This is a genomic window from Myceligenerans salitolerans (genome assembly GCF_017349295.1).
GTDB lineage: Bacteria > Actinomycetota > Actinomycetes > Actinomycetales > Cellulomonadaceae > Myceligenerans > Myceligenerans salitolerans.
In genome coordinates, this window is record NZ_JAFMPK010000026.1 from 56,304 (window position 1) to 76,257 (window position 19,954).

Consider the following 19,954-nt stretch of genomic DNA (forward strand, 5'->3'; position numbering starts at 1 on the left):
GGGGGCGCGGACGCAACACCGTCGACGCGCCGGCACCATTCTACCCGTGCCCGACGGAGCCCGGCCTTCGCCGGGCCCCGTCGTCAGACCTATGCCGCGCCGATCTCCAGGCTTCCGCCCGGGATCGCCGCGAGCAGCTCCTTCGTGTAGTCCTGCTGCGGGTCGTCGAACACCTCGTCGGTGGTGGCGTGCTCCACGATCCGCCCGTCCTTCATGACCGCGACCAGGTCGGCGATCTGCCGCACGACCGCGAGGTCGTGCGTGATGAACAGGTAGGACAGTCCCAGCTCGCCCTGCAGGTCACCGAGCAGCTGCAGGATCTGCGCCTGCACCAGCACGTCGAGCGCGGACACGGCCTCGTCCAGGACGATGACCTCGGGCTCGAGCGCCAGCGCGCGGGCGACGGCGATACGCTGCCGCTGTCCGCCGGACAGCTCGTTCGGGAAGCGCCGCATGGTCGACGCCGGCAGCGCCACCATCTCGAGCAGGTCACGGACGCGCTGTTCACGCTGCTTCCTGGTGCCCACCTTGTGCAGCCGCAGGGGTTCCTCGATGGAGTTGAACACCGAGTACATGGGGTCCAGCGACCCGTACGGGTTCTGGAACACGGGCTGCACCCGGCGCCGCATCGCGAACTGCTCGCGGCCGGAGAGGGTGGCGGTGTCCTGGCCGTCGAACACCACGGACCCCGATGTCGGCTCCAGCAGCCCCAGCACCATGTTGGCGGCGGTGGACTTGCCGGATCCCGACTCCCCCACGAGGGCCAGCGTCTTGCCGCGCGGCAGCACGAAGTCGATGCCGTCCACCGCGGTGAAGTTGGTGTGGCTGCCCGGCCGGGCGCCGCGGATCCGGAACACCTTGGTGAGGTCCTTGGCGACGACGACGTCCTTCGGCGCGGCGCCGTCGACCTTGACCTCGTGACCGGCGATCTGCTCCTCCGCCGACCGGCCCGCCTCGTGGGCGGACTGGATACGGCGCGACGCCAGCGACGGCGCCGAGGCCACCAGGCGCCTCGTGTACTCGTGCTGCGGGTTCTTGAGGATGTCCAGCGCGGGGCCCGACTCCACGACCTTGCCCTTGTACATCACCACGAGGTGCTCGGCACGCTCGGCGGCCAGGCCCAGGTCGTGGGTGATGAACAGGACGGCCGTGCCGAGTTCGCTCGTGAGGCCCTCGAGGTGGTCGAGGATCTTCTTCTGCACGGTGACGTCGAGGGCCGACGTCGGCTCGTCGGCGATCAGCAGCTTCGGCCGCGACGCCAGGCCGATCGCGATCAGCGCGCGCTGGCGCATGCCGCCCGAGAACTCGTGCGGGTACTGCAGGGCCCGCCGGTCGCCGTCGGGCAGGCCCGCCTCACCGAGCAGCTCGGTGACCCGTGCCCTGCGCTCGGCCTTGGTGCCCTGGAAGCCGTTGGCGACCAGGGCCTCCTCGATCTGCGTGCCGATCCGCCACACCGGGTTGAGGTTCGACATCGGGTCCTGGGGAACCAGGCCGATGTCACGCCCGCGCAGGTACTCGGTCGCCTTGCGGTCCAGTCCGACGAGCTCGCGCCCGTCGAAGGTGATGGAGCCGGCGGTCACCTTGCCGGTTCCGGGCAGCAGGTCGATGACCGCGTGCGCGGTGGTGGACTTGCCGGACCCGGACTCACCCACGATCGCCACGGACTGTCCCGGATACACGGTCAGATCGACACCGCGGACGGCCTCCACGAGGCCGGCGCCCGTGGTGAACGAGATCTTCAGGTCCTTGATCTCGAGCAGCGGCGCGTTGTCGTCGCGCTTGGGGGCGCCCTCCGGCGCCTTCTCGGTCAGGTTGATCGTCGTCGTCATCGCTTACGTGCCTTCGGGTCGAGGGCGTCGCGCACGACGTCGCCCATCATGATGAAGCCGAGCACCGTCGTGCCGAGCGCCACGGCCGGGTAGATCAGGACCTCGGGGGCCTGGCGGATGATCGTCCGGCCGAGGGAGAGGTCACCACCCCACGAGACGGTGGAGCCGGGAAGACCGATACCGAGGAACGTCAGGGTCGCCTCCGCGACCACGAACGTGCCCAGCGCGACCGTGGCGTACACGATGATCGGGGCGGCCGCGTTCGGCAGGGCGTGCTTCACGAGGATGCCGATGCGGCTCATGCCGAGCGCCTTGGCGGCCGTGACGAACTCGTTGTTCTTCACGCTGAGCACCGAGCCGCGGGTGATGCGCGCGATCGAGGTCCAGCCGAAGCTCGCGAGCACGACCGCCACGGCGAACGCGTTGCGGTCCGGCAGCAGGCTCAGGATCACGAGCGCGGCGAGGAAGAACGGGATCGCGAAGAAGATGTCCGTGATCCGCGACAGGATGGTGTCGATCCAGCCACCGAAGTAGCCGGCGATCGCTCCGACGGTACCGCCGAGGACGACGACGAACGACGTGGCGAGAACGCCGACCGTGACCGAGGGACGCGCGCCGTGGATCACGCGCGAGTAGATGTCGCAGCCGTCCTTGGTGGTACCGAAGAAGTGCTCGCCCGACGGCGGGAGGAGCGACTCGGACAGGTCGCACGTCCGAGGGCCTTGGGTGGCGAAGATGCCGGGGAAGAGAGCGACGACGATCGCGGCGACCATGATCGTGAGTGCCACCCAGAACATCGGACGGCGGCGCATCTCACGCCACGCGTCCTGCCACATGCTCGACGGCGCCTCGTCCTCGGCGATCGCGTCGACGACGCCCACCGAGACCGCCTCCGCGGGTGCCACGTAGCGATCCTGGCCCGGGCGCGGGCCCTTGTCATAGCGGTTCTCAGGCATAGCGGATCCTCGGGTCCAGGACCGCGTACAGCAGGTCCACGAGCAGGTTGGCGGCGATGTAGACGAGCACGAGGATGGTCGCGATGGCGACCACGGTGACGTTCTCGCCGCGGATGATGGATTCGAAGAGCGTTCCGCCGACCCCGTTGATGTTGAAGATGCCCTCGGTGACGATCGACCCGGCCATCAGGTTGCCCAGGTCCGCACCGATGAAGGTCACGACGGGGATCAGAGAGTTGCGCAGCACGTGCCGGTTGGTGACCTGGCTCCGCGAGAGGCCCTTCGCACGTGCCGTGCGGACGTGGTCCGCCGTGAGGTTCTCCGCGACCGACGTACGGGTCAGACGCAGGATGTATGCCATCGACGTGCCCGCCAGCACCATTGCCGGCATCAGCAGACTCTCGAAGTCGGGGTCACGGCCCGCGGTGACGGGGAACCACCCGAGCTGGACGCCGAAGACGATCTGCGCCACGAAGCCGAGCACGAAGGTGGGCACGGCGATCAGCAGCAGGGTCCACACCAGCACGGTGGAGTCGAAGAACTTGCCCTTGCGCATCCCGGCGATCAGGCCGAAGCCGATTCCGAAGATCGTTTCGATGGCGAGTGCCATGAGGGCCAGCTGGAACGTCACCGGAAAGGCGTTCGCGATGGTCTCGGCAACCGGCCGCCCGGAGAAGTCGGGCCCGAGGTCGAACGTGAAGATGCCCTTGAGGAAGTACAGGTACTGCACGAAGAACGGATCGTTCAGGTGGAACTGTTCCCGGATCTGGTCCTGCACGGCTTCGGGCAGGCCACGCTCGCCACCGAGCGCGGCGACCGGATCGCCGGGGCGCAGGAACACCATCCCGTAGATGAGCAGGGTGGCGCCGAGGAACACAGGGATCACCTGCAACAGCCGGCGTCCGATGTACCAGAGCATTGTGGTCTCCTTGTCAATTTCCGCCGCTCATTCTCCACGATCTCGCCCGGAGTTCATGTCGCGGCACAGGGGGAGGCGGGGCACGCACGATCGCGTACCCCGCCTCTCACCTGGAGGGATGCGGTCAGTCCGGCGAACCGGACGTGATCACGCTCACTCCGACTTGGTCACCTCGGTCAGGATCGGGTCGCTGTCCCAGCCGAACGCCACGTTGTCGACGGTCTCGGCATAGCCGGCCGTGACGTTGTAGTACCACAGCGGGATGCCCGGCATGTCCTGGAACAGGATCTCCTGGGCCTCCTTGTACAGCTCGGTGGCCTCCTCCGGCGTCTCCGCGGCGTTGCCCTCGGCCATCTTCGCGTCGAACTCCTCGGACGAGTAGTCCATGTCGTTCGAGCCCGCGCCCGTGCCGTAGATCGGCCCGAGGAAGTTGCTCATGGCCGGGTAGTCGGCCTGCCAGCCGCCACGGAACAGCCCCTTGATCTCACGCGCGTCGCGCGCCTCGAGGAACTCGTCGAACACCGGGTACTGGTCGAACTCGCACTCGATCTCCAGCGCCTCACGGATGGTGTTGCACGCCGGGTCGATCCACGACTGGTGGTCCGAGTCGGCGTTCGAGGCGATGAACAGGGTGTAGTCGTCGCCCAGCGGGTCCATCTCCTCGGCTTCCTGCCAGAGAGCCGCGGCCTCCTCCGGGTTGTACTCGAGCACCTCGCTGCCCGGGATGTCGTCGCTCCAGCCGTTGATCACCGGGTTGGTGAAGTCGCTGGCGGGGGTACGGGCGCCGTCGTACACCGTCGAGGTGATGCCCTCGCGGTCGATGGCCATGGAGATCGCCTTGCGGCGCAGCACGCCCGCCTCGCCCTGGAAGTCCTCGACGTACTCGGGCACGTTGATGACCTGGGTGACGGCCGCGGGCTGGTTCACCGCACGGTCACCCAGCTCCTCCTCGAACGTCGAGAAGGCCGAGGCCGGGACGTTGGTGACGATGTCCAGGTTGTTGGCGAGGAGGTCGTTGTACGCCGAGTCCTCGTCGGTGTAGGCGACGAACTCGACCCCGCCGTTCTGCGGCACGCGGTCGCCGGCGTAGTCCGGGTTCGGCTCGACCGTGATGGCGGAGTCGTGCTCCCACTCGGTCAGCGTGTACGGGCCGTTGCTCACCGGGTTCTCGCCGAACGCCTCGGGGTCCTCGTAGAACGCCTCGGGCAGCGGGAAGAACGCCGCGTAGCCCAGCCGGACCGGGAAGTCGGACTCGGGCTGCTTCAGCGTCGCCGTGAACTCGGTGTCGCTGACGACCTCCAGACCGCCCTCGTCGATGAGCGACGTGTTCTCCTCGAAGGAGAAGCCCACGAACGGCTCGTAGAAGTAGGAGAGGTTGGTCGCGTTGTCGAGCTGGGCGCTCCAGTCCCATGCCTTCACGAAGCTCTCGGCGGTCACGGGCGTCCCGTCGGTGAACGTCCAGCCGTCCTCGATCGTGATGGTCCACGTCACGTTGTCTTCGGACTCGATCGACTCGGCAATCTCGTTCTGTACCGCGCCGTTCTCGTCGTAGTACACGAGGCCGGCGAAGATGTTCCGCACGACGAGGCCGCCGAAGACTTCGTTGGTCATCGCCGGGATGAGCGGGTTCTGGGGCTCACCGCTGCCGACGGTGATGATCGCTTCCGAGTCGCCCTCAGCCGGGTCCTCACCGCCGCCGCCGCACGCTGACAGGACCAGGGAGCCGGCCAGCACGGCCGCCCCGACTCCCATGAGTCGCTTACGAGGTGTCACGTGTCCTCCTGGTTCGATGGTCGCGCCGCTTCGCGGATCGCTGGCGACGCTCGAGCGGGCGCAGCGTCGCGCCCGGTTGTGGGGCGCCACATTACCCGCCCTCGAGACCCCGTCGAGAGTCGCTCACACGAACGTGCCTGCAGTCGTGACCTTTTCGGTATGCCTTCGTAACACCATGTAACACGGTCCCCCAGGGATTCTCCCGTCCAATGGTGGTTCGTCACCCGAACGTGATCGGCGCACGGCGGCAACCCGCCAACCGCCGTGGCGGCTACCCGCCAGCCGCCAGCGTCCCGTCGTGGAGCTCGACGACGCGGTCGGCGCGTTCCATGAGGATCGGATCGTGGGTCGAGACCACGGCGGCGACGCCACGCTCGTGCACGACGTCACGGATCAGGTCCATGACGACCGCCGCCGTCGCGGAGTCCAGCTGTCCGGTCGGCTCGTCGGCGATGAGCACCTCGGGCTCGGCCACCAGGGCCCGCGCGATCCCGACACGCTGCTGCTGCCCGCCCGACAGCTCGTACGGTCGCTGCCTCGCGTGGCCGGCGAGCCCGACGGCTTCGAGCGCCGCGCGCACACGCTCGCCGCGCTCGGCCGCGGGCGTCCTGCGCAGCCGCAGCGGGACCTCGACGTTCTCCGCCGCCGACAGCACGGGCACGAGTCCGAACGACTGGAAGACGTACCCGATGCGCCGTTGCCGCGCCGCCAGGACCTCCCGCTCACGCATCGCGGTCACCTCCGCCTCGCTTAGCCAGACCCGTCCCGACGTCGGGTGGTCGAGGCCGCCGAGCAGGTTGAGCAGCGTCGTCTTGCCGGATCCGGACGGACCCCGCACGACGAGCAGTTCACCCGGGGCCACCGTGAGGTCGACGCCCTTCAGCGCGTGCACCTGGCCGGCACCCGTGCCGAACACCCGCGTGAGGCCCTCGGCCCGCAGGATCGCGGTGCCGGCGTCCGCATCCGGACCCGTCTGCGAGACCACGCTCATCGTTCACTCCTTCCGGAACCGCCGGAACCGGCCGAGCCCGTGTCCCGTCCCGTCTCCGCCGCACGCGACGGCGTGTCGGGCCACACCCCGACGTGGTCGGGTTCCAGCGCCAGACGCACCCGGTCGCGCAGTCCGAGCGACGCCATGAAGTCCTCGGGAAGCTGGAGCCGCCCCACCCTGTCGAGGACCGCGAACTCCTCCGAGACGTGCCGTGCCTGCCCGTGCTCGTCGGTCTCCGTGCGCCGCAGCGTCTCGGTCGAGGTCCGCCCGTCCCGGATCTGCACCGTACGCGCCACGTGCTCCGACACCGTCGGGTCATGGGTCACGACCAGCGTGGTGACGCCGGTCTCACGGTTCACCCCGCGCATCGCCTCCAGCACCTCGGCGCTCGTGGCCTCGTCGAGCTCGCCTGTCGGCTCGTCGGCCAGCAGCACACGCGGGGAGTTCGCCATCGCGACCGCGATCGCGACCCGCTGCTGCTGTCCGCCGGACATCTCCGCCGGCCTGCGTTCTGCCACATGGCCGACCTCCAGCAGGTCCAGGAGGTCGTCGACACGGCGGGCCCGTGCCGCACGTTCGCGGCGGGAGGGCGCCGCCAGCTCCAGGGGCATCAGGACGTTCTCCCGGGCGGTCAGGTAGGGCAGCAGGTTGCGGGAGGTCTGCTGCCACACGAAGCCGACCGTGTGGCGCTGGTACGCGACCCGCGCCTTCGGCCCCATCGCCAGCAGGTCCGTCCCGGCCACGGTGGCGGTGCCACCCGTGGGCGTGTCCAGCCCGGAGAGGATGGTCAGGAGCGTCGACTTGCCGGATCCCGACGCCCCCACCACCGCGACGATCTCGCCGGGCTCCACCGTGAGGTTCAGTCCTTGCAGTGCCTGTACCTCGACGCCGTCGGTCGCGAAGATGCGCACGAGGTCCCGGCACAGGATCTCGCCCCCGCCCCGCCCGGAACCACCCTCCGGGCCGCCTCGCCACGAACCCGCGGGCGCTCGGCCGTCGTCCAGGTCGATCACCGTCGTCATGTCATCGCTCCTCACCGATTCGAAGCTGCCCCGCGATCCCGTGGCGTCGTCCGAGGGCAGCGGCCAGGCCGACCGCCGCCGCGGCCACGACGACGAGACCGGCCGCCAGCCCCGCCGTCAGGGCCGGGTCCCAGCGCACCGCTGGTGGTTCCGTACCGCCGGTCAGGGCGGTCAGGTCCACCGCCGCGCGGAGCACCACGGGAACGATGCCCCCCAGTGCCGCCCCCGCGGCCACGGCGACCGCGATCCACGGCCCGATCTCCCATCCGACGAGCCCGCGCCCTTGTCGCGGCGACAGGCCGAGCGTCCGCAGCACCGCGAGGAGCCGCGCCCGCGCGGGCGCGGCCAGCATGAGCGTCATCACCAGGACGGTTCCCGCCAGCAGTCCGGCGAGTCCGACGGCCACGACGAACGCGGTGACCAGCCCCGTGGACGCCGGCGATCGGAGGATCTCCCGGGCCTGGGCGGCGGGATCGTCCACGACGGCGTTCGGCAGCACCTCGCGGACGCCGTTCACGACGGCGGTCGCGGGCGCGCCCCTCTCACCGATGCCCTGCCCGCCGGCGTCGTCGAGCGCCAGGAGGGCGACCCTGGTGGGCGGGGCGGGCAGTACCGGCTCCTCGCCGGACGGCGCCTCGTCCGCCTCCTGCGCCTGACGTGCGGCGGCGACCAGCCGGGCGTCGTCGGCCAGGACCAGGACCTCACCGCCCGGGAGTCCGGCGACCTGGTCGGCCACCTCGACGACCCGGGCGGGCACGACCACGTCCGGCAGCCGGAGCTCGACCTCCTGGCCGACGTCGTACCCCGTCGTCCGGGTGACGATCAGGGGCACGGGTCCGGAAGCCGGCTCACCCGGGCCGCCGAGGACGCCCGTGCGGGCAGGAGCGCCCGCGACGTCCTCCTGAGCACGTGCGAGCGCGGCCGCGTCGGTCGTGAACAGGGTGGCGCGCACGCCGTTGCCCTCCGGCCCGGCGACGACGATCCGGTCGCGGTCGGTCACCGGTGCGACCGCGGCGACGCCGTCGAGCGCTCTCAGCTCCTCGGCGACCTCCGGCGTGACGGCCGGCCCGGACACACGCAGGTCGGCACCCACGTCGTGCCACGCCTCGCGTGCCACTCCCCCGGTCACGGTGGAGTACAGCACGGCCGCGGTGGCGGCCACGGACACGCACAGGACGAGTGCGATCGCGGGCACCACACCGCCCGCCGGGTCGCGGGTCGCGCGCGCGGCACCGAGGAACGGCACGAGGTCCCGTCGCCGGGCGAGCACTCGCTCCACGGCGAGAGTGACCAGGGGGAACAACCGGACGGCCAGCAGGGTGACGGCCAGGGAGAGCAGCAGTGGCGCGGCAGCGAGCAGCGGGTCCACGCCGGCGGCGGGCAGAGCGCCGACGGTTTCGCGGCCGTCGCCGTCGGCACCGGCGCCCGAGCCGGCCACCACACCCCGCTGCAGCAACAACGCGGTACTCACCACGGCGCCCGCCAGCACGAGCACCTCGAGGATCCAGCGCGCCCGCCCCCGCGCGCGGCTCAGGTCCGACCGCCCGCCGCGCAGCCCGCGCGAACCGGCCGCCAGGGCGAGCGCGACGCCCGGGCCGAGCCCGGCGGCCGTCGCGAGCGCGACCTGGACGGCGGTGACCTCCCCGGGCACGGCCCACAGGCCGAGGGCGAACCCCACGGCAGCGGCCGCGAGTCCCACGGTCGCTCCTTCGAGGCCCGCGAGGGCACGCAGCTGCGTCCCGGAGGCCCCGCGCGCGTGCAGCAGGGTGAGCGCCGGCCGTCTCCGGTCGACGACCAGGCGGGCGCCGAGGGCCAGCACCGCGAGCGCCGCGCCGAGGGGGCCGGTGGCGAGGACGGCGACGATCGCGTCCACGCCCGCGCGCTGGGCGAGGAGGGTGGCGAGCACGTCGGTGAGGCGGGTGTCGAGGTCGAGGGTGAAGGCCGTGGCGCCGCCGTCGTCCACGAGGGTCTGCTGGGCGTCGAGGCCGCGGAGCTGGGCGAGCAGGTCGGGGACCTGGTCGGCGCGCAGGCCGTCGCCGTCGACGGGGATCCAGGTGGTCGTGCCCGCGCCGTCCCCGGACAGGGCGGGAATCATGGCCGGGGCGACGTACGCGGCGGCCTCGGCGTTGAGCCCGGTGTTGGGGTTCTGGACGACGTTGGGTGTACCGCCGACGGGATTCTGCCGCCACCAGGAGCCCTGCGGGTCGCCGTCCTGCTCGTAGATGCCGGTCACGACGAGCGGGCCCCAGCCCACGCCGGCGCGTGAGCTCAGCGGGACCATGCTGGAGCCGGTGGACCGGAGCTCGTACTCGTGTCCGGCCTCCCAGCCGAAGCGTTCGGCGGCCTGCCGTGAGACCGCGACCTCGTAGGGGTACCGCCCCTCGCCGCGTACGGCGGCGCCGGCGAACTCGTCCGCCGGTCCCGCGGTCGCCTCCGGCCAGCGGCCCTCGAGGAGGGTGGCGTGCTCGTCGAGGTGCGGGGTGGCGCGGAGGATGAGGGCGATGCTGAACAGGTCGCTGTCGGGCAGCGGCGTGACGGACTCGCGGTCGGACGCGCTGACCTGGAAGTCGGGTGCGCCGAGCAGTCCGCGCAGCGGCTCCGGCTGGTCGTCGCGCAGGTCCGTCAGGCCGGCCAGGTAGGCGTCCCAGTCCTCGGGGGTGCGCTGGCCGGTCACCGCGATGAGGTCCCGCGTGAGGGGTGTCGTCTCGCCGACCGTCCAGGCGGCGTGGTCGCCGTGCATGCCGGCGACGGCGCGAGGGGCGGCCGAGAGGACGAGCGCGGTGACGAGGGCGACGACCGCGAGTGAGAGCACCGCGCCCCAGGAGGCGGCGAGCTGCCGCCGCGCGTACCGGAACATCAGCGAACCTCTTCGCGGTAGGTGGTGTCACGGGCCTGGGCGGCGACGCGGGAACCGACGAGTACGGCCACGGCGACGAGCCCGGCGAGTGCCGCGCCGAGCACGGCGGTGACGCCGGCGCCCTCCACGACGAACCGCGTGGGAACGTCCGCGTCGATGCCGGTCAGCGTGGCCTGCGCCAGGCCGCCGACGGCGAACCGTGCGACCGCCCAGCCCGCCGCCGCACCGAGCACGACGGCGGACGCCCCCACGGCCAGGAGTTCTGCCGCCCGCGCCCGGGCCTGTGCCGCGGGCCCGAGTCCCACGGCTCGCAGCACGACGACCTCGGCCCGGCGCTGCCGGAGCATCGCGACCGCGGCGACGAGCACGCCGACGAGGGCGAGGGTCGTCGCGCCGACGGCGGTGAGCCAGTAGGCGACGCGTACCGGTGCGGCGGCGTCGACGGTGACCGCGTAGCCGGGTGTGCTGACGGTGGCGTGGTCGCCGTCGTCACCGCGGAGCTCGGCGACGGCCTGGCGCACGGTGGCGGCGACCGCGTCGAGGTCCCGTGCCGGCGCCGTCCCCGCCCCGGAGGACGGGGCCGGGGCGGGCCGGTCGCCGGCGGCGACCCAGATCTCGTCCGCGGGGACCGGGTCGGCGGTGTCGCCGAGTCGCCACGCGGCCAGGGCGGCCGCGTCGGCGAGCACCACGTCCGGTTCGAGGACTCCGGGGACGACGTCGGTGGTGGCCACGATCTCGACGTCGGCCGCCGCACCGTGGTGGGACAGCTCGAACACGTCACCGACGCCGAGGCTCAGTGCGCGGGCGAGGTGCCCGGTGACCACGGCGGGCAGCGGGCTCGGGGAGTCGCCGGGCACGATCCGGAACGGGAGGTCACGATCCCCGCCGGTCAGCTCCACCGTGACGGTCGGCCCGGCGGCTCGCTCGTCGCCTCCGGAGGTCTCGGCCGCGGCCCGGATCTCACCGGTGTGGTCCAGGACGTGCCACTCGTCCGGCAGGCGGAGCGGGACACCGTCGGCGGCCAGACCTTCGACGACGATCTCGTTGCGCGTCTCCAGGCTCCAGTCGGTCGGCACCGCCACGTCGACGACGGCCACCGACCAGGGCCCCGCCTCCGGCGCGGGAGGCACCCGGGCGGCCAGCTCGTACGCCACGGTGTCGGAGCCCACGGGATTGGTCCCGTCGCCGTCGCCGTCCAGGTCGAGGTCCATCGACGGCAGCTCGACCTGTGCGGTGGAGCCGTCCGGCGCGACGAGCCGGAGGGAGATCCGGTACGCCATCCCCTCCTCGAGCCGGCGGCGCGCTTCGGACTCACCAGGGACCTCGTCCCCGGGCCGGGCGATCTCCGGGAAGACGGTGGACTCCATGGACGCGGTCACGTCGAGGCCCACCGTCCGCGCGTCGCCGGGCAGGGGAACCGCCGCCTGCTCCGGGGCGGTGGCAGCGGCCAGGCTGCCGACGTCCGCCACGCCCTCCGGTGCGCGCATCACCTCTGCCAGGTCCGCCGCGGGGGCGGCGACGAGCGTGAGCGGGACCTCGCCCGCCTGTGCCTCGTCGGTGAGCACCGGCATCGCGGCCGCCACGCCGTCGCTCCGGGTCAGTGCCGCGACGGTCCCGGTGCCGGCGTCCCGTCCCGGAGGGATCACCACCCGCACGTCGGTCCCGTTGCGCAGTACGGCGACGTCCTCGGACAGGGCGCGCGCGGTACCCGCGTACGCCCCGGCGAGCGTCGCCGCACCGCCCGAGAGGGCCAGCAGGACGACCGGCACGACGTAGACCACGAGCCGGCGCGCCACCTGCCGTGCGGCCAGCACCCCGCCCGCGCCCCGGCCGCGAGCGGCCAGGCCGGCCCACACCCGGGTGGCCGGGCCGAGCACCGCCATCGCCGCGACGGCGAGCGCGGCCAGCAGCAGGGCCGGCGCCGCTGCCGCCAGGGGGTCGGTGCGCGTGCCCGACGGGGTGGTGACGAGCGGTGAACCGTATCGGACGAGCGACTGCGCGCACACGGCCGCGGCCGCGAGGGTGAGGACGACCGTGCCCACGGCGGCGGCCTGCCGGACGCGGCCCGAGCGGTCCGTGATGCGCCGCCGGACCGCGGCACGAGCCTGCGAGCCGGCGACGACGGCGGGCACCGCCGTGGCGGCCAGGGCGACCGCCGCCGCCGTCACGAGCAGCACGGACCACCGCCACGCCCCTGGTTCGAGCGCCTGGAGCACGAACGCGGCGGCGACGGCTCCCACCGCCGACGCCGTCGCCGCCAGCACGGCGGCCTCCGCGGTCGCGGCCGCCCGGACCGTGCCGGGGTCGGCCCCGCGCGAGACGAGGAGCGCCACCTCGGAGTCCCGCACGGCGGCGAGGAGCCGCGCGACCTGGACGAGCGCCACGAGACCTGTCAGGGAGAGCAGCACGAGCGCCACGAGCGCCACGGCATCCGCGGCGCGGATCGCGGTGAGGGTCGTCCGTGCGGTGTCGCCGAGGGTGCCGAGCGCCTGGAACCCGCGGATCGCGACGGCGTCGTCGTCGGCGAGGGCGGTGTCGAGGTCGTCGGCGAGGGTGACGGTCCGTTGCAGGTCCGCGGGTGTCACCCGGTTCGCGTCCGGGACCACGAGCCAGCGGGCGAACGGCGTGGTGCCGAGCTCCGCCAGGGCGCCGTCGGCGATGAGGATCGGGCCGGCGACGGTGCCGTCGCCGCCGGTCGTGGTGACGGGGTCGCCGAACCACCGGGACGCGTCCGCCCCGGTGGAGACCTGCCACAGGCCCGAGACGACGACGGGGGTCCCGGTGCCGTCGGGATCCTCCTCGTCCGCGCCGAGCAGCAGGGTGTCGCCCACCTCGATGCCGGCGGCGTCGGCGGCGTCCGCCTGGACCGCCGCCTGCGGCGGCTCACCCTCCGGGGTCTGCTCGGGCCAGGTTCCGGCCGTGGTGTCGGCGATCCCGCGGTCCACGGCCGGCCATCCGCCCGCGGCGGGGCCGCCGGCGTCGTCGTCCGTACCGGCTCCGAGGAGAGCCGGTGTCGAGACGACCCAGCGCTGCTCCAGCAGCGCCCCGTGCCTGGCGACCGGTAGACCTTCCGTGCGCGTCTCCCGGTAGAGGGCGTACGGCGTGCCGGCGAGGCGCGCGTCGAGCGCGTCCATGACTCCCGCGTGCTGCGCGGCCGCGGACTCCTCGTCCGCGGCCAGCCGGGTCATCAGGAGCAGCCCGCGTCCGGTGGGCGGGGCGGCGGCCAGCCCGGTGCGGGCGTCGTCGACGCCGGCGGCGCGCACGTACCCGACGGTCACGCCCAGGCTGGCGGCCAGTCCGGCGACCAGCAGCCACACCAGCAGAAGCAGCCCGCGATGGGCTACGGACCGGCGGGCGAGGAGGGTGGCGCGACTCACGCCCGAGAGATTAGCCCAGGTCTGGGACACCCCGGCGCACACTTCCCCGGCCCAGGAGCGCCGCGGCGCGGGAGCGCCGGCCCGGCCGACGGCACCCGGCGCCCGCGGACGGCGACGTCAGCGCCGGGAGACCGGGACGAAGGCGCGTTCCGTGGCGCCGGTGTAGACCTGGCGCGGCCGGCCGATCTTCGTGGCGGGGTCGTTCACCATCTCCCGCCACTGGGCGATCCAGCCCGGCATGCGGCCCAGCGCGAACAGCGGCGTGAACATGGCGGGGTCGAAGCCCATGGCCTTGTAGATGAGGCCGGTGTAGAAGTCGACGTTCGGGTAGAGCTTGCGCTCCACGAAGTAGTCGTCGCTGAGAGCGATCTGCTCCAGGCCCTGGGCGATCTCCAGCAGCTCGTCCTTGGCCCCGAGCTTCTCCAGCACCTCGTCGGCGGACTTCTTCACGATGGCGGCGCGCGGGTCGTAGGACTTGTACACCCGGTGGCCGAAGCCCATCAGGCGCACGCCGTCGGCCTTGTTCTTGACCTTGTCCATGAAGGTCTCGACCGTGTCGCTGCCGGAGCGGATCTTCTCCAGCATGACGAGCACGGCCTCGTTGGCGCCGCCGTGCGCGGGGCCGGACAGCGCGTTCACACCGGCGGCCACGGAGGCGAACAGCGTCGCGTTCGAGGACCCCACCACCCGCACCGTCGAGGTCGAGCAGTTCTGCTCGTGGTCGGCGTGCAGGATGAGGAGCTTCTCGAGGGCGTCGACGATCGCCGGCTCCGCCGCGTACTCCCCGCCCTCGGAACCGAACGTCTGGCGCAGGAAGTCGGCGACGTAGCCGTTCGACGCGTCGGGCGCCACGAGAGCCTGCCCCGTCCGGCGGCGGTGCAGCGCGGCCGTGATCGTCGCGGTCTTCGCGAGCAGCATCGCCGTGGCGGAGTCCACCTGGGCGGTGTCGCGCGGGTCGACCACCTCGGGGTACCACGCGGCCAGGGCGTTGACGGCAGCGGCCAGCGTCGCCATCGGGTGCCCGTCCGCCGGGAGCGCTGTCAGGAAGGCTCCGAACCCGTCGGGCAGGCCGACGTTCTTGCCCACCTTCTCCTCGAAGGCCGCCAGCGCCTCGGCGTCGGGCAGTTCCCCGTCGATGAGGAGGGCGGCCACCTCCAGGAAGCTCGCCCCCTCCGCAATCTGCTCGATCGGGTATCCGCGGTACCGCAGGATGCCCTGATCGCCGTCGATGTAGGTGATCGCGGACTCGCATGACGCCGTGTTCGTGAACCCGGGGTCGAGCGTCACCAGCCCCGTGTCTCTGAGCAGGGTGTTGACCTTGAATCCGCTGGCGCCCTCACTGGCGCCGACGACGGACAGCGGTCGAGCAGTGCCGTCGACGACGAGTTCGACGGTGGACTTGGCGTTCGCCGGCGTGGTGGACGTCATGACTTCCTTCCTCGAAGCACGCGGTTGCGCTACCCCTTGTCAGGGGGATCAGGGCAGCGTCGACCTGGAGCAGAACCGTACCGTGTCAAGGCTTTGTCATTCCAACCCGAGGGTCAAGAATTTGTGAGTCGCAACACAACTTCGGCGATCTGCGCGTCCGTCGCGGTGAGCGCTATCCGCACGTGGTCGTCACCGGCGGGACCGTAGAGCCCGCCTGGCGCGACGAGAACGCCGCGCTCGGCGAACCACGCGGCGTCCGCCCGCACCCAGAGGTAAAGGCCGGCTTCGGAGTGGTCCACGGTGAGGCCCGCGGCCTCCAGCGCACCGGCCAGCGACCGTCGCCGGGCCCCGTAGATCCGCCGTTGCGCGACGACGTGCGCGTCGTCGCCGAGCGCGGCGACCATCGCGGCCTGCACCGGCGCGGGCACGATGAGTCCCAGGTGCTTGCGCCGCGCCAGCAGCTGCCCGACCAGCGCCCGGTCCCCCGCGACGAAGGCCGCGCGATAGCCCGCGAGATTCGACTGCTTGGACAGCGAGTACGCCGCCAGGAGCCCGTCGTGGGAATTGTCACAAACACGCGGGTCGAGGATGCTCGGCACCCCTCCCCGGTCCTCGCCCGGTCGCTCGCCGCCGGGCGCCCAGCGCCCCCACCCCAGCTCGGCGTAGCACTCGTCGGACACGACGACGGCACCGATCTCCCGCGCGGCCGACACCACCCGGCGCAGCTCGGCCACGTCCAGCACGCGCCCGTGCGGGTTGGCGGGGCTGTTCACCCAGACCAGGCGCACGTCGTCGCGCCCGGCCCAGGCGTCGACGTCGTCGGTGGCCAGGGCCGTCGCCCCGGCGGCGGCGGCGCCGACGGCATAAGTCGGGTACGCGATCTCCGGATGGACGACGACGTCGCCGGGACCCACCCCGAGCAGCGACGGCAGCAGGCCGACCAGTTCCTTGGAGCCCACCGTGGGAAGCACCTGGTCCGGCTCGAGACCACGCACGCCCCGCCGGCGGCCGAACCACTCGGCGACCGACTCGCGCAGCAGGGGCGTGCCCGCCGTCGTCGGGTACCCGGGGGCGTCCGCGGCGCCGGCGAGCGCCTCGCGCACGAACGCGGGCGTCGGATCGACGGGCGTACCCATCGAGAGGTCGATCATGCCGCCCGGATGCGCCCGCGCGGCGGCCTGGAGCTCGGCGAGGGTGTCCCAGGGGAACGTGATCCCGGAGAGGTCGGCGAGGCCCATGCCGGGGCCAGCCGTCAGGCCTGCGGCGGGAGGGCCGCGATCATCGGGTCGTCCTTGTCGATCTCACCCATCTTCGCGGCGCCGCCCGGCGAGCCGATGTCGTCGAAGAACTCCACGTTGGCGCGGTAGTAGTCCTTCCACTCCTCGGGGACGTCGTCCTCGTAGTAGATCGCCTCGACCGGGCAGACCGGCTCGCAGGCGCCGCAGTCGACGCACTCGTCCGGGTGGATGTAGAGGGAGCGGCTGCCCTCGTAGATGCAGTCCACGGGACACTCCTCGATGCACGCCTTGTCCTTGACGTCGACGCACGGCTGAGCGATCACGTAGGTCACTGCGGGAGCCTTCCTCGGGATGTACTCGGGTCGGACCGTCGGCGCGGGTGGCGCCCGGTCCGCCCCTAGTATTCCAGGAGCGACGTCCCCGTCGCGCCCACCGTCTCACTCCTCGGCGAAGGCAGTCCGTGAACTCCGACACATCCCGGCCCGTGCCGCCGGCCGGTCCGCCCTGGTCGCGGCTCGTCCCGGGTGCGCGCGTCGTCGTCCGCCGCCGGCTCACGGCCGCGGAGAGGGCCGCGGCACGGGCGGAGCGCCGGGGCGCGGTCTGGACCGATGTCCTCGGGTTCGTGCTCACGGCGTCCGACGACGGCGTGCGCGTGCGCACCGATCCGCGCCCCGGGCGGGGCGAGCCGGAGGAGGTCTGGGTTTCGGCGCACCTCGTGGTGTCGGTGAAGCCGGTCCCGCCACGGCCGGAGCGGCGGCGGTAGCGGGCGCCGGGGCGCAACACACCTCGGCAGGTGTGTCGCGGCCCACAAGTGCGTAGGGTTCGACGCGTGAGAGCGATCCGCCGATTCACGGTCCGTACGGTCCTTCCGGAGCCCCTCGCGGCACTCGACGAACTGTCCCACAACCTGCGCTGGTCCTGGCACGCGCCCACGCGTGAGCTCTTCGCCGAGGTCGACCCCGAGCTGTGGGCCGACGTGAAGGGCGATCCGGTGGCGTTCCTCGCGGCACTCGGCTCCGAGCGCCTCGCCGCCCTGGCGGCGGACGAGGGCTTCGTGGGCCGCACCCGGGCCGCCGCGAGCGAACTGCACCGTTACCTGCACGAACCGCTCTGGTACCAGGCGCAGCGGTCGGCCTCCGGGGCCGAGCTGCCGCGCAGCATCGCGTACTTCTCGCCGGAGTTCGGCATCACGTCGGTGCTGCCGCAGTACTCCGGGGGTCTGGGCATCCTGGCGGGTGACCACCTGAAGTCGGCGTCGGACCTCGGCGTACCGATCGTCGGCGTGGGCCTGCTGTACGGCGCGGGATACTTCAGGCAGTCCCTCACCCGCGACGGCTGGCAGCTGGAGACCTATCCCCTCCTGGACCCCGACGAGCTGCCGTTGACGGTCCTGCGCGAGGACGACGGCACGCCCGCCCAGGTCTCGCTCGGGCTCCCGGGCGGCCGTCGCCTGTACGCGCACATCTGGGTGGCCGCCGTGGGCCGCGTCCCGCTGCTCCTCCTGGACTCCAACGTCCCCGAGAACGACGAGTCGGTACGCACCGTCACCGACCGGCTGTACGGCGGAGGTGGCGAGCACCGCCTGCAGCAGGAGCTGCTGCTCGGCGTGGGCGGTGTCCGCGCCCTGCGGGTGTGGTCCCGGCTGACCGGCGCACCGCGGCCGGAGGTCTACCACACCAACGAGGGGCACGCGGGGTTCCTCGGGGTGGAGCGCATCCGCGAGCTGGTCGCCGAGGGTCTCGGCATCGACGACGCCCTCGAGGCCGTCCGAGCCGCCACGGTGTTCACGACGCACACCCCCGTGCCGGCCGGGATCGACCGGTTCAGCCGAGAGCTGGTCAGCGGCTACTTCTCCGGTGACAACCAGATGGACGGCATCCCGGTCGAACGGGTCCTGGCGCTCGGCGCCGAGGACTACGAGGGCGGCGACCCCACCGTGTTCAACATGGCCGTCATGGGCCTGCGGCTCGGCGGGCGGGCGAACGGCGTCTCGCTCCTGCACGGCCAGGTCTCCCGCGAGATGTTCGAGGGCCTGTGGCCGGGGTTCGACGCGCGCGAGGTGCCCATCACCTCGGTCACCAACGGGGTGCACTCGCCCACCTGGGTCGCACCGCGCCTGGCACGGCTGCAGGCGGAGCGACTCGGGCTGGACCAGCTGACCGCACCCCAGGCGTCGAGCGGCTGGCTGGACCCCGGCATCGTCTCCGACGGCGACCTGTGGGCCGCGCGTGCCGAGATGCGGGGCGAGCTCGTGGCGGAGGTACGGCGGCGCGTGCGCAAGTCCTGGCGCGAGCGCGGGGCCTCGCCGGCCGAGCTGGGCTGGGTCGACGACGTGTTCTCGCCCGACGTGCTGACCATCGGCTTCGCCCGCCGCGTGCCCACCTACAAGCGGCTGACGCTGATGCTGCGGGACCCCGCCCGGCTCCGCTCCCTCCTGCTGCACCCGGAGCGCCCCGTGCAGCTGGTGGTGGCGGGCAAGTCGCACCCGGCGGACGAGCAGGGCAAGCGCCTGATCCAGCAGTTCGTGCGCTTCGCCGACGACCCGGCGGTCCGCCACCGGATCGTGTTCCTGCCGAACTACGACATCGCGATGGCACAGTCCCTCTACCCGGGCTGCGACGTCTGGCTCAACAACCCGCTGCGGCCCCTGGAGGCGTCCGGTACCTCCGGCATGAAGTCCGCCCTGAACGGCGGCCTCAACCTGTCGATCGAGGACGGCTGGTGGGCCGAGTGGTACGACGGCGAGAACGGCTGGGGCATCCCGACCGCCGACGGCGTCGAGGACACCGACCGCCGCGACGACCTCGAGGCCGCGGCCCTGTACGACCTCGTCGAGTCGCAGGTCGCCCCGCTCTTCTACGACCGGACCGCCGACGGCGTTCCCGGCCGGTGGCTGGAGATGGTGCGTCACACCCTGGCGACGCTCGGCCCGAAGGTCCAGGCGACGCGGATGGTCGGCGAGTACGTGCACGGCCTGTACGCGCCCGCGGCCGAGTCCGGGCGGGTGCTCGCCGCCGGCGACCACGGCGGGGCCCGCGACCTGGCCGCCTGGAAGGCACGGGTGCGCGCGAGCTGGCCACAGGTCCGCGTCGATCACGTGGAGTCCGCCGGGATCGCCGACGCCGCGCGGGTCGGCGACCGGCTCACGGTCCGGGCCTACGTCTCGCTGGGCTCGCTCACCCCGGAGGACGTCGAGGTGCAGATCGTGCACGGGCGCGTCTCCGAGAGCGACCTCATCGAGGACTTCGACACCGCCCCGCTGGCGCTGACCGACTCCTACGAGGCGGGCCGGCACGCGTTCGCCGGCGAGGTCGCCCTCGGGGCCTCGGGACCGTTCGGGTACACGGTGCGCATCGTCCCCCGGCACCCGGGCCAGCCGAACGTGGCCGACCTCGGCCTGGTGGCGAACGCGTAGCACCGGGACGGGCCTGCCGGCGTGCGGCGGGCCCGTCCCCGGGCGCCCGCTGGTGCCGTGACCCGCGACCGTCCGATGGACGACGAGTGAACCTTGCGCGAGCCGTTGGCGTGCCCCCGTGCACGGGGCGACCCGGGATCGATAGCGTG

The 19,954-nt window shown here is 72.6% G+C and carries 13 protein-coding genes; 2 read left to right on the plus strand and 11 right to left on the minus strand.

Features of this window, described 5'->3' with window-relative positions; genetic code table 11:
- Positions 1–89: 89 nt before the first annotated feature.
- The 11 genes from J0911_RS05200 to fdxA form a co-directional block, all read right to left on the minus strand.
- Entirely contained in the window at positions 90–1,829 is a 1,740-nt protein-coding gene (locus tag J0911_RS05200) for a dipeptide ABC transporter ATP-binding protein (protein ID WP_207274405.1), read from the minus strand.
- Positions 1,826–2,785, minus strand: coding sequence for an ABC transporter permease (locus J0911_RS05205; protein WP_207274406.1), 960 nt, complete (start codon positions 2,783–2,785; stop codon positions 1,826–1,828). Before J0911_RS05205 ends, J0911_RS05200 begins: the two co-directional genes overlap by 4 nt.
- Entirely contained in the window at positions 2,778–3,704 is a 927-nt protein-coding gene (locus tag J0911_RS05210; protein ID WP_207274407.1) for an ABC transporter permease, read from the minus strand. Before J0911_RS05210 ends, J0911_RS05205 begins: the two co-directional genes overlap by 8 nt.
- Positions 3,705–3,857: 153 nt before the next feature.
- Entirely contained in the window at positions 3,858–5,477 is a 1,620-nt protein-coding gene (locus J0911_RS05215; protein WP_307864921.1) for a peptide ABC transporter substrate-binding protein, read from the minus strand.
- A 271-nt stretch (positions 5,478–5,748) separates the two neighbouring features.
- On the minus strand, positions 5,749–6,468 hold the full coding sequence (locus tag J0911_RS05220; protein WP_207274408.1) for an ABC transporter ATP-binding protein: 720 nt from the start codon (positions 6,466–6,468) through the stop codon (positions 5,749–5,751).
- Positions 6,465–7,490, minus strand: coding sequence for an ABC transporter ATP-binding protein (locus tag J0911_RS05225; RefSeq protein ID WP_207274409.1), 1,026 nt, complete (start codon positions 7,488–7,490; stop codon positions 6,465–6,467). Before J0911_RS05225 ends, J0911_RS05220 begins: the two co-directional genes overlap by 4 nt.
- 1 nt (position 7,491) lies before the next feature.
- Positions 7,492–10,347, minus strand: coding sequence for a hypothetical protein (locus tag J0911_RS05230; RefSeq protein ID WP_207274410.1), 2,856 nt, complete (start codon positions 10,345–10,347; stop codon positions 7,492–7,494).
- Positions 10,347–13,724 carry an FtsX-like permease family protein gene (locus J0911_RS05235; protein ID WP_207274411.1) on the minus strand — a complete coding sequence of 1,126 codons (3,378 nt, stop codon included), beginning with the start codon at positions 13,722–13,724 and terminating at the stop codon, positions 10,347–10,349. The genes J0911_RS05230 and J0911_RS05235 overlap by 1 nt, the downstream gene beginning before the upstream one ends.
- Before the next feature lie 117 nt (positions 13,725–13,841).
- Positions 13,842–15,152 carry a citrate synthase gene (locus J0911_RS05240; RefSeq protein ID WP_207274412.1) on the minus strand — a complete coding sequence of 437 codons (1,311 nt, stop codon included), beginning with the start codon at positions 15,150–15,152 and terminating at the stop codon, positions 13,842–13,844.
- Positions 15,153–15,265: 113 nt separating this feature from the next.
- On the minus strand, positions 15,266–16,390 hold the full coding sequence (gene dapC / locus J0911_RS05245) for a succinyldiaminopimelate transaminase (protein ID WP_207274413.1): 1,125 nt from the start codon (positions 16,388–16,390) through the stop codon (positions 15,266–15,268).
- 14 nt (positions 16,391–16,404) lie between these two features.
- Positions 16,405–16,722, minus strand: coding sequence for a ferredoxin (gene fdxA / locus J0911_RS05250; RefSeq protein ID WP_123813417.1), 318 nt, complete (start codon positions 16,720–16,722; stop codon positions 16,405–16,407).
- Between the two features lie 128 nt (positions 16,723–16,850).
- Here fdxA and J0911_RS05255 point away from each other — a divergent pair, with 128 nt between their 5' ends.
- Together J0911_RS05255 and glgP are read left to right on the plus strand one after the other, a co-directional pair.
- Positions 16,851–17,153, plus strand: coding sequence for a hypothetical protein (locus J0911_RS05255; RefSeq protein WP_207274414.1), 303 nt, complete (start codon positions 16,851–16,853; stop codon positions 17,151–17,153).
- A 66-nt stretch (positions 17,154–17,219) separates the two neighbouring features.
- On the plus strand, positions 17,220–19,805 hold the full coding sequence (glgP, locus tag J0911_RS05260; RefSeq protein ID WP_207274415.1) for an alpha-glucan family phosphorylase: 2,586 nt from the start codon (positions 17,220–17,222) through the stop codon (positions 19,803–19,805).
- The last annotated feature ends 149 nt before the right edge of the window (positions 19,806–19,954 follow it).

What these genes read in the sequence shown, in the direction of transcription:
- J0911_RS05205 (WP_207274406.1), bottom strand. Translation starts at nt 2,785, where the DNA reads ATGCCTGAGAACCGCTATGACAAGGGCCCGCGCCCGGGCCAGGATCGC.
- dapC (WP_207274413.1), bottom strand. Translation starts at nt 16,390, where the DNA reads ATGGGCCTCGCCGACCTCTCCGGGATCACGTTCCCCTGGGACACCCTC.
- J0911_RS05210 (WP_207274407.1), bottom strand. Translation starts at nt 3,704, where the DNA reads ATGCTCTGGTACATCGGACGCCGGCTGTTGCAGGTGATCCCTGTGTTC.
- J0911_RS05225 (WP_207274409.1), bottom strand. Translation starts at nt 7,490, where the DNA reads ATGACGACGGTGATCGACCTGGACGACGGCCGAGCGCCCGCGGGTTCG.
- J0911_RS05230 (WP_207274410.1), bottom strand. Translation starts at nt 10,347, where the DNA reads ATGTTCCGGTACGCGCGGCGGCAGCTCGCCGCCTCCTGGGGCGCGGTG.
- J0911_RS05220 (WP_207274408.1), bottom strand. Translation starts at nt 6,468, where the DNA reads ATGAGCGTGGTCTCGCAGACGGGTCCGGATGCGGACGCCGGCACCGCG.
- J0911_RS05240 (WP_207274412.1), bottom strand. Translation starts at nt 15,152, where the DNA reads ATGACGTCCACCACGCCGGCGAACGCCAAGTCCACCGTCGAACTCGTC.
- J0911_RS05200 (WP_207274405.1), bottom strand. Translation starts at nt 1,829, where the DNA reads ATGACGACGACGATCAACCTGACCGAGAAGGCGCCGGAGGGCGCCCCC.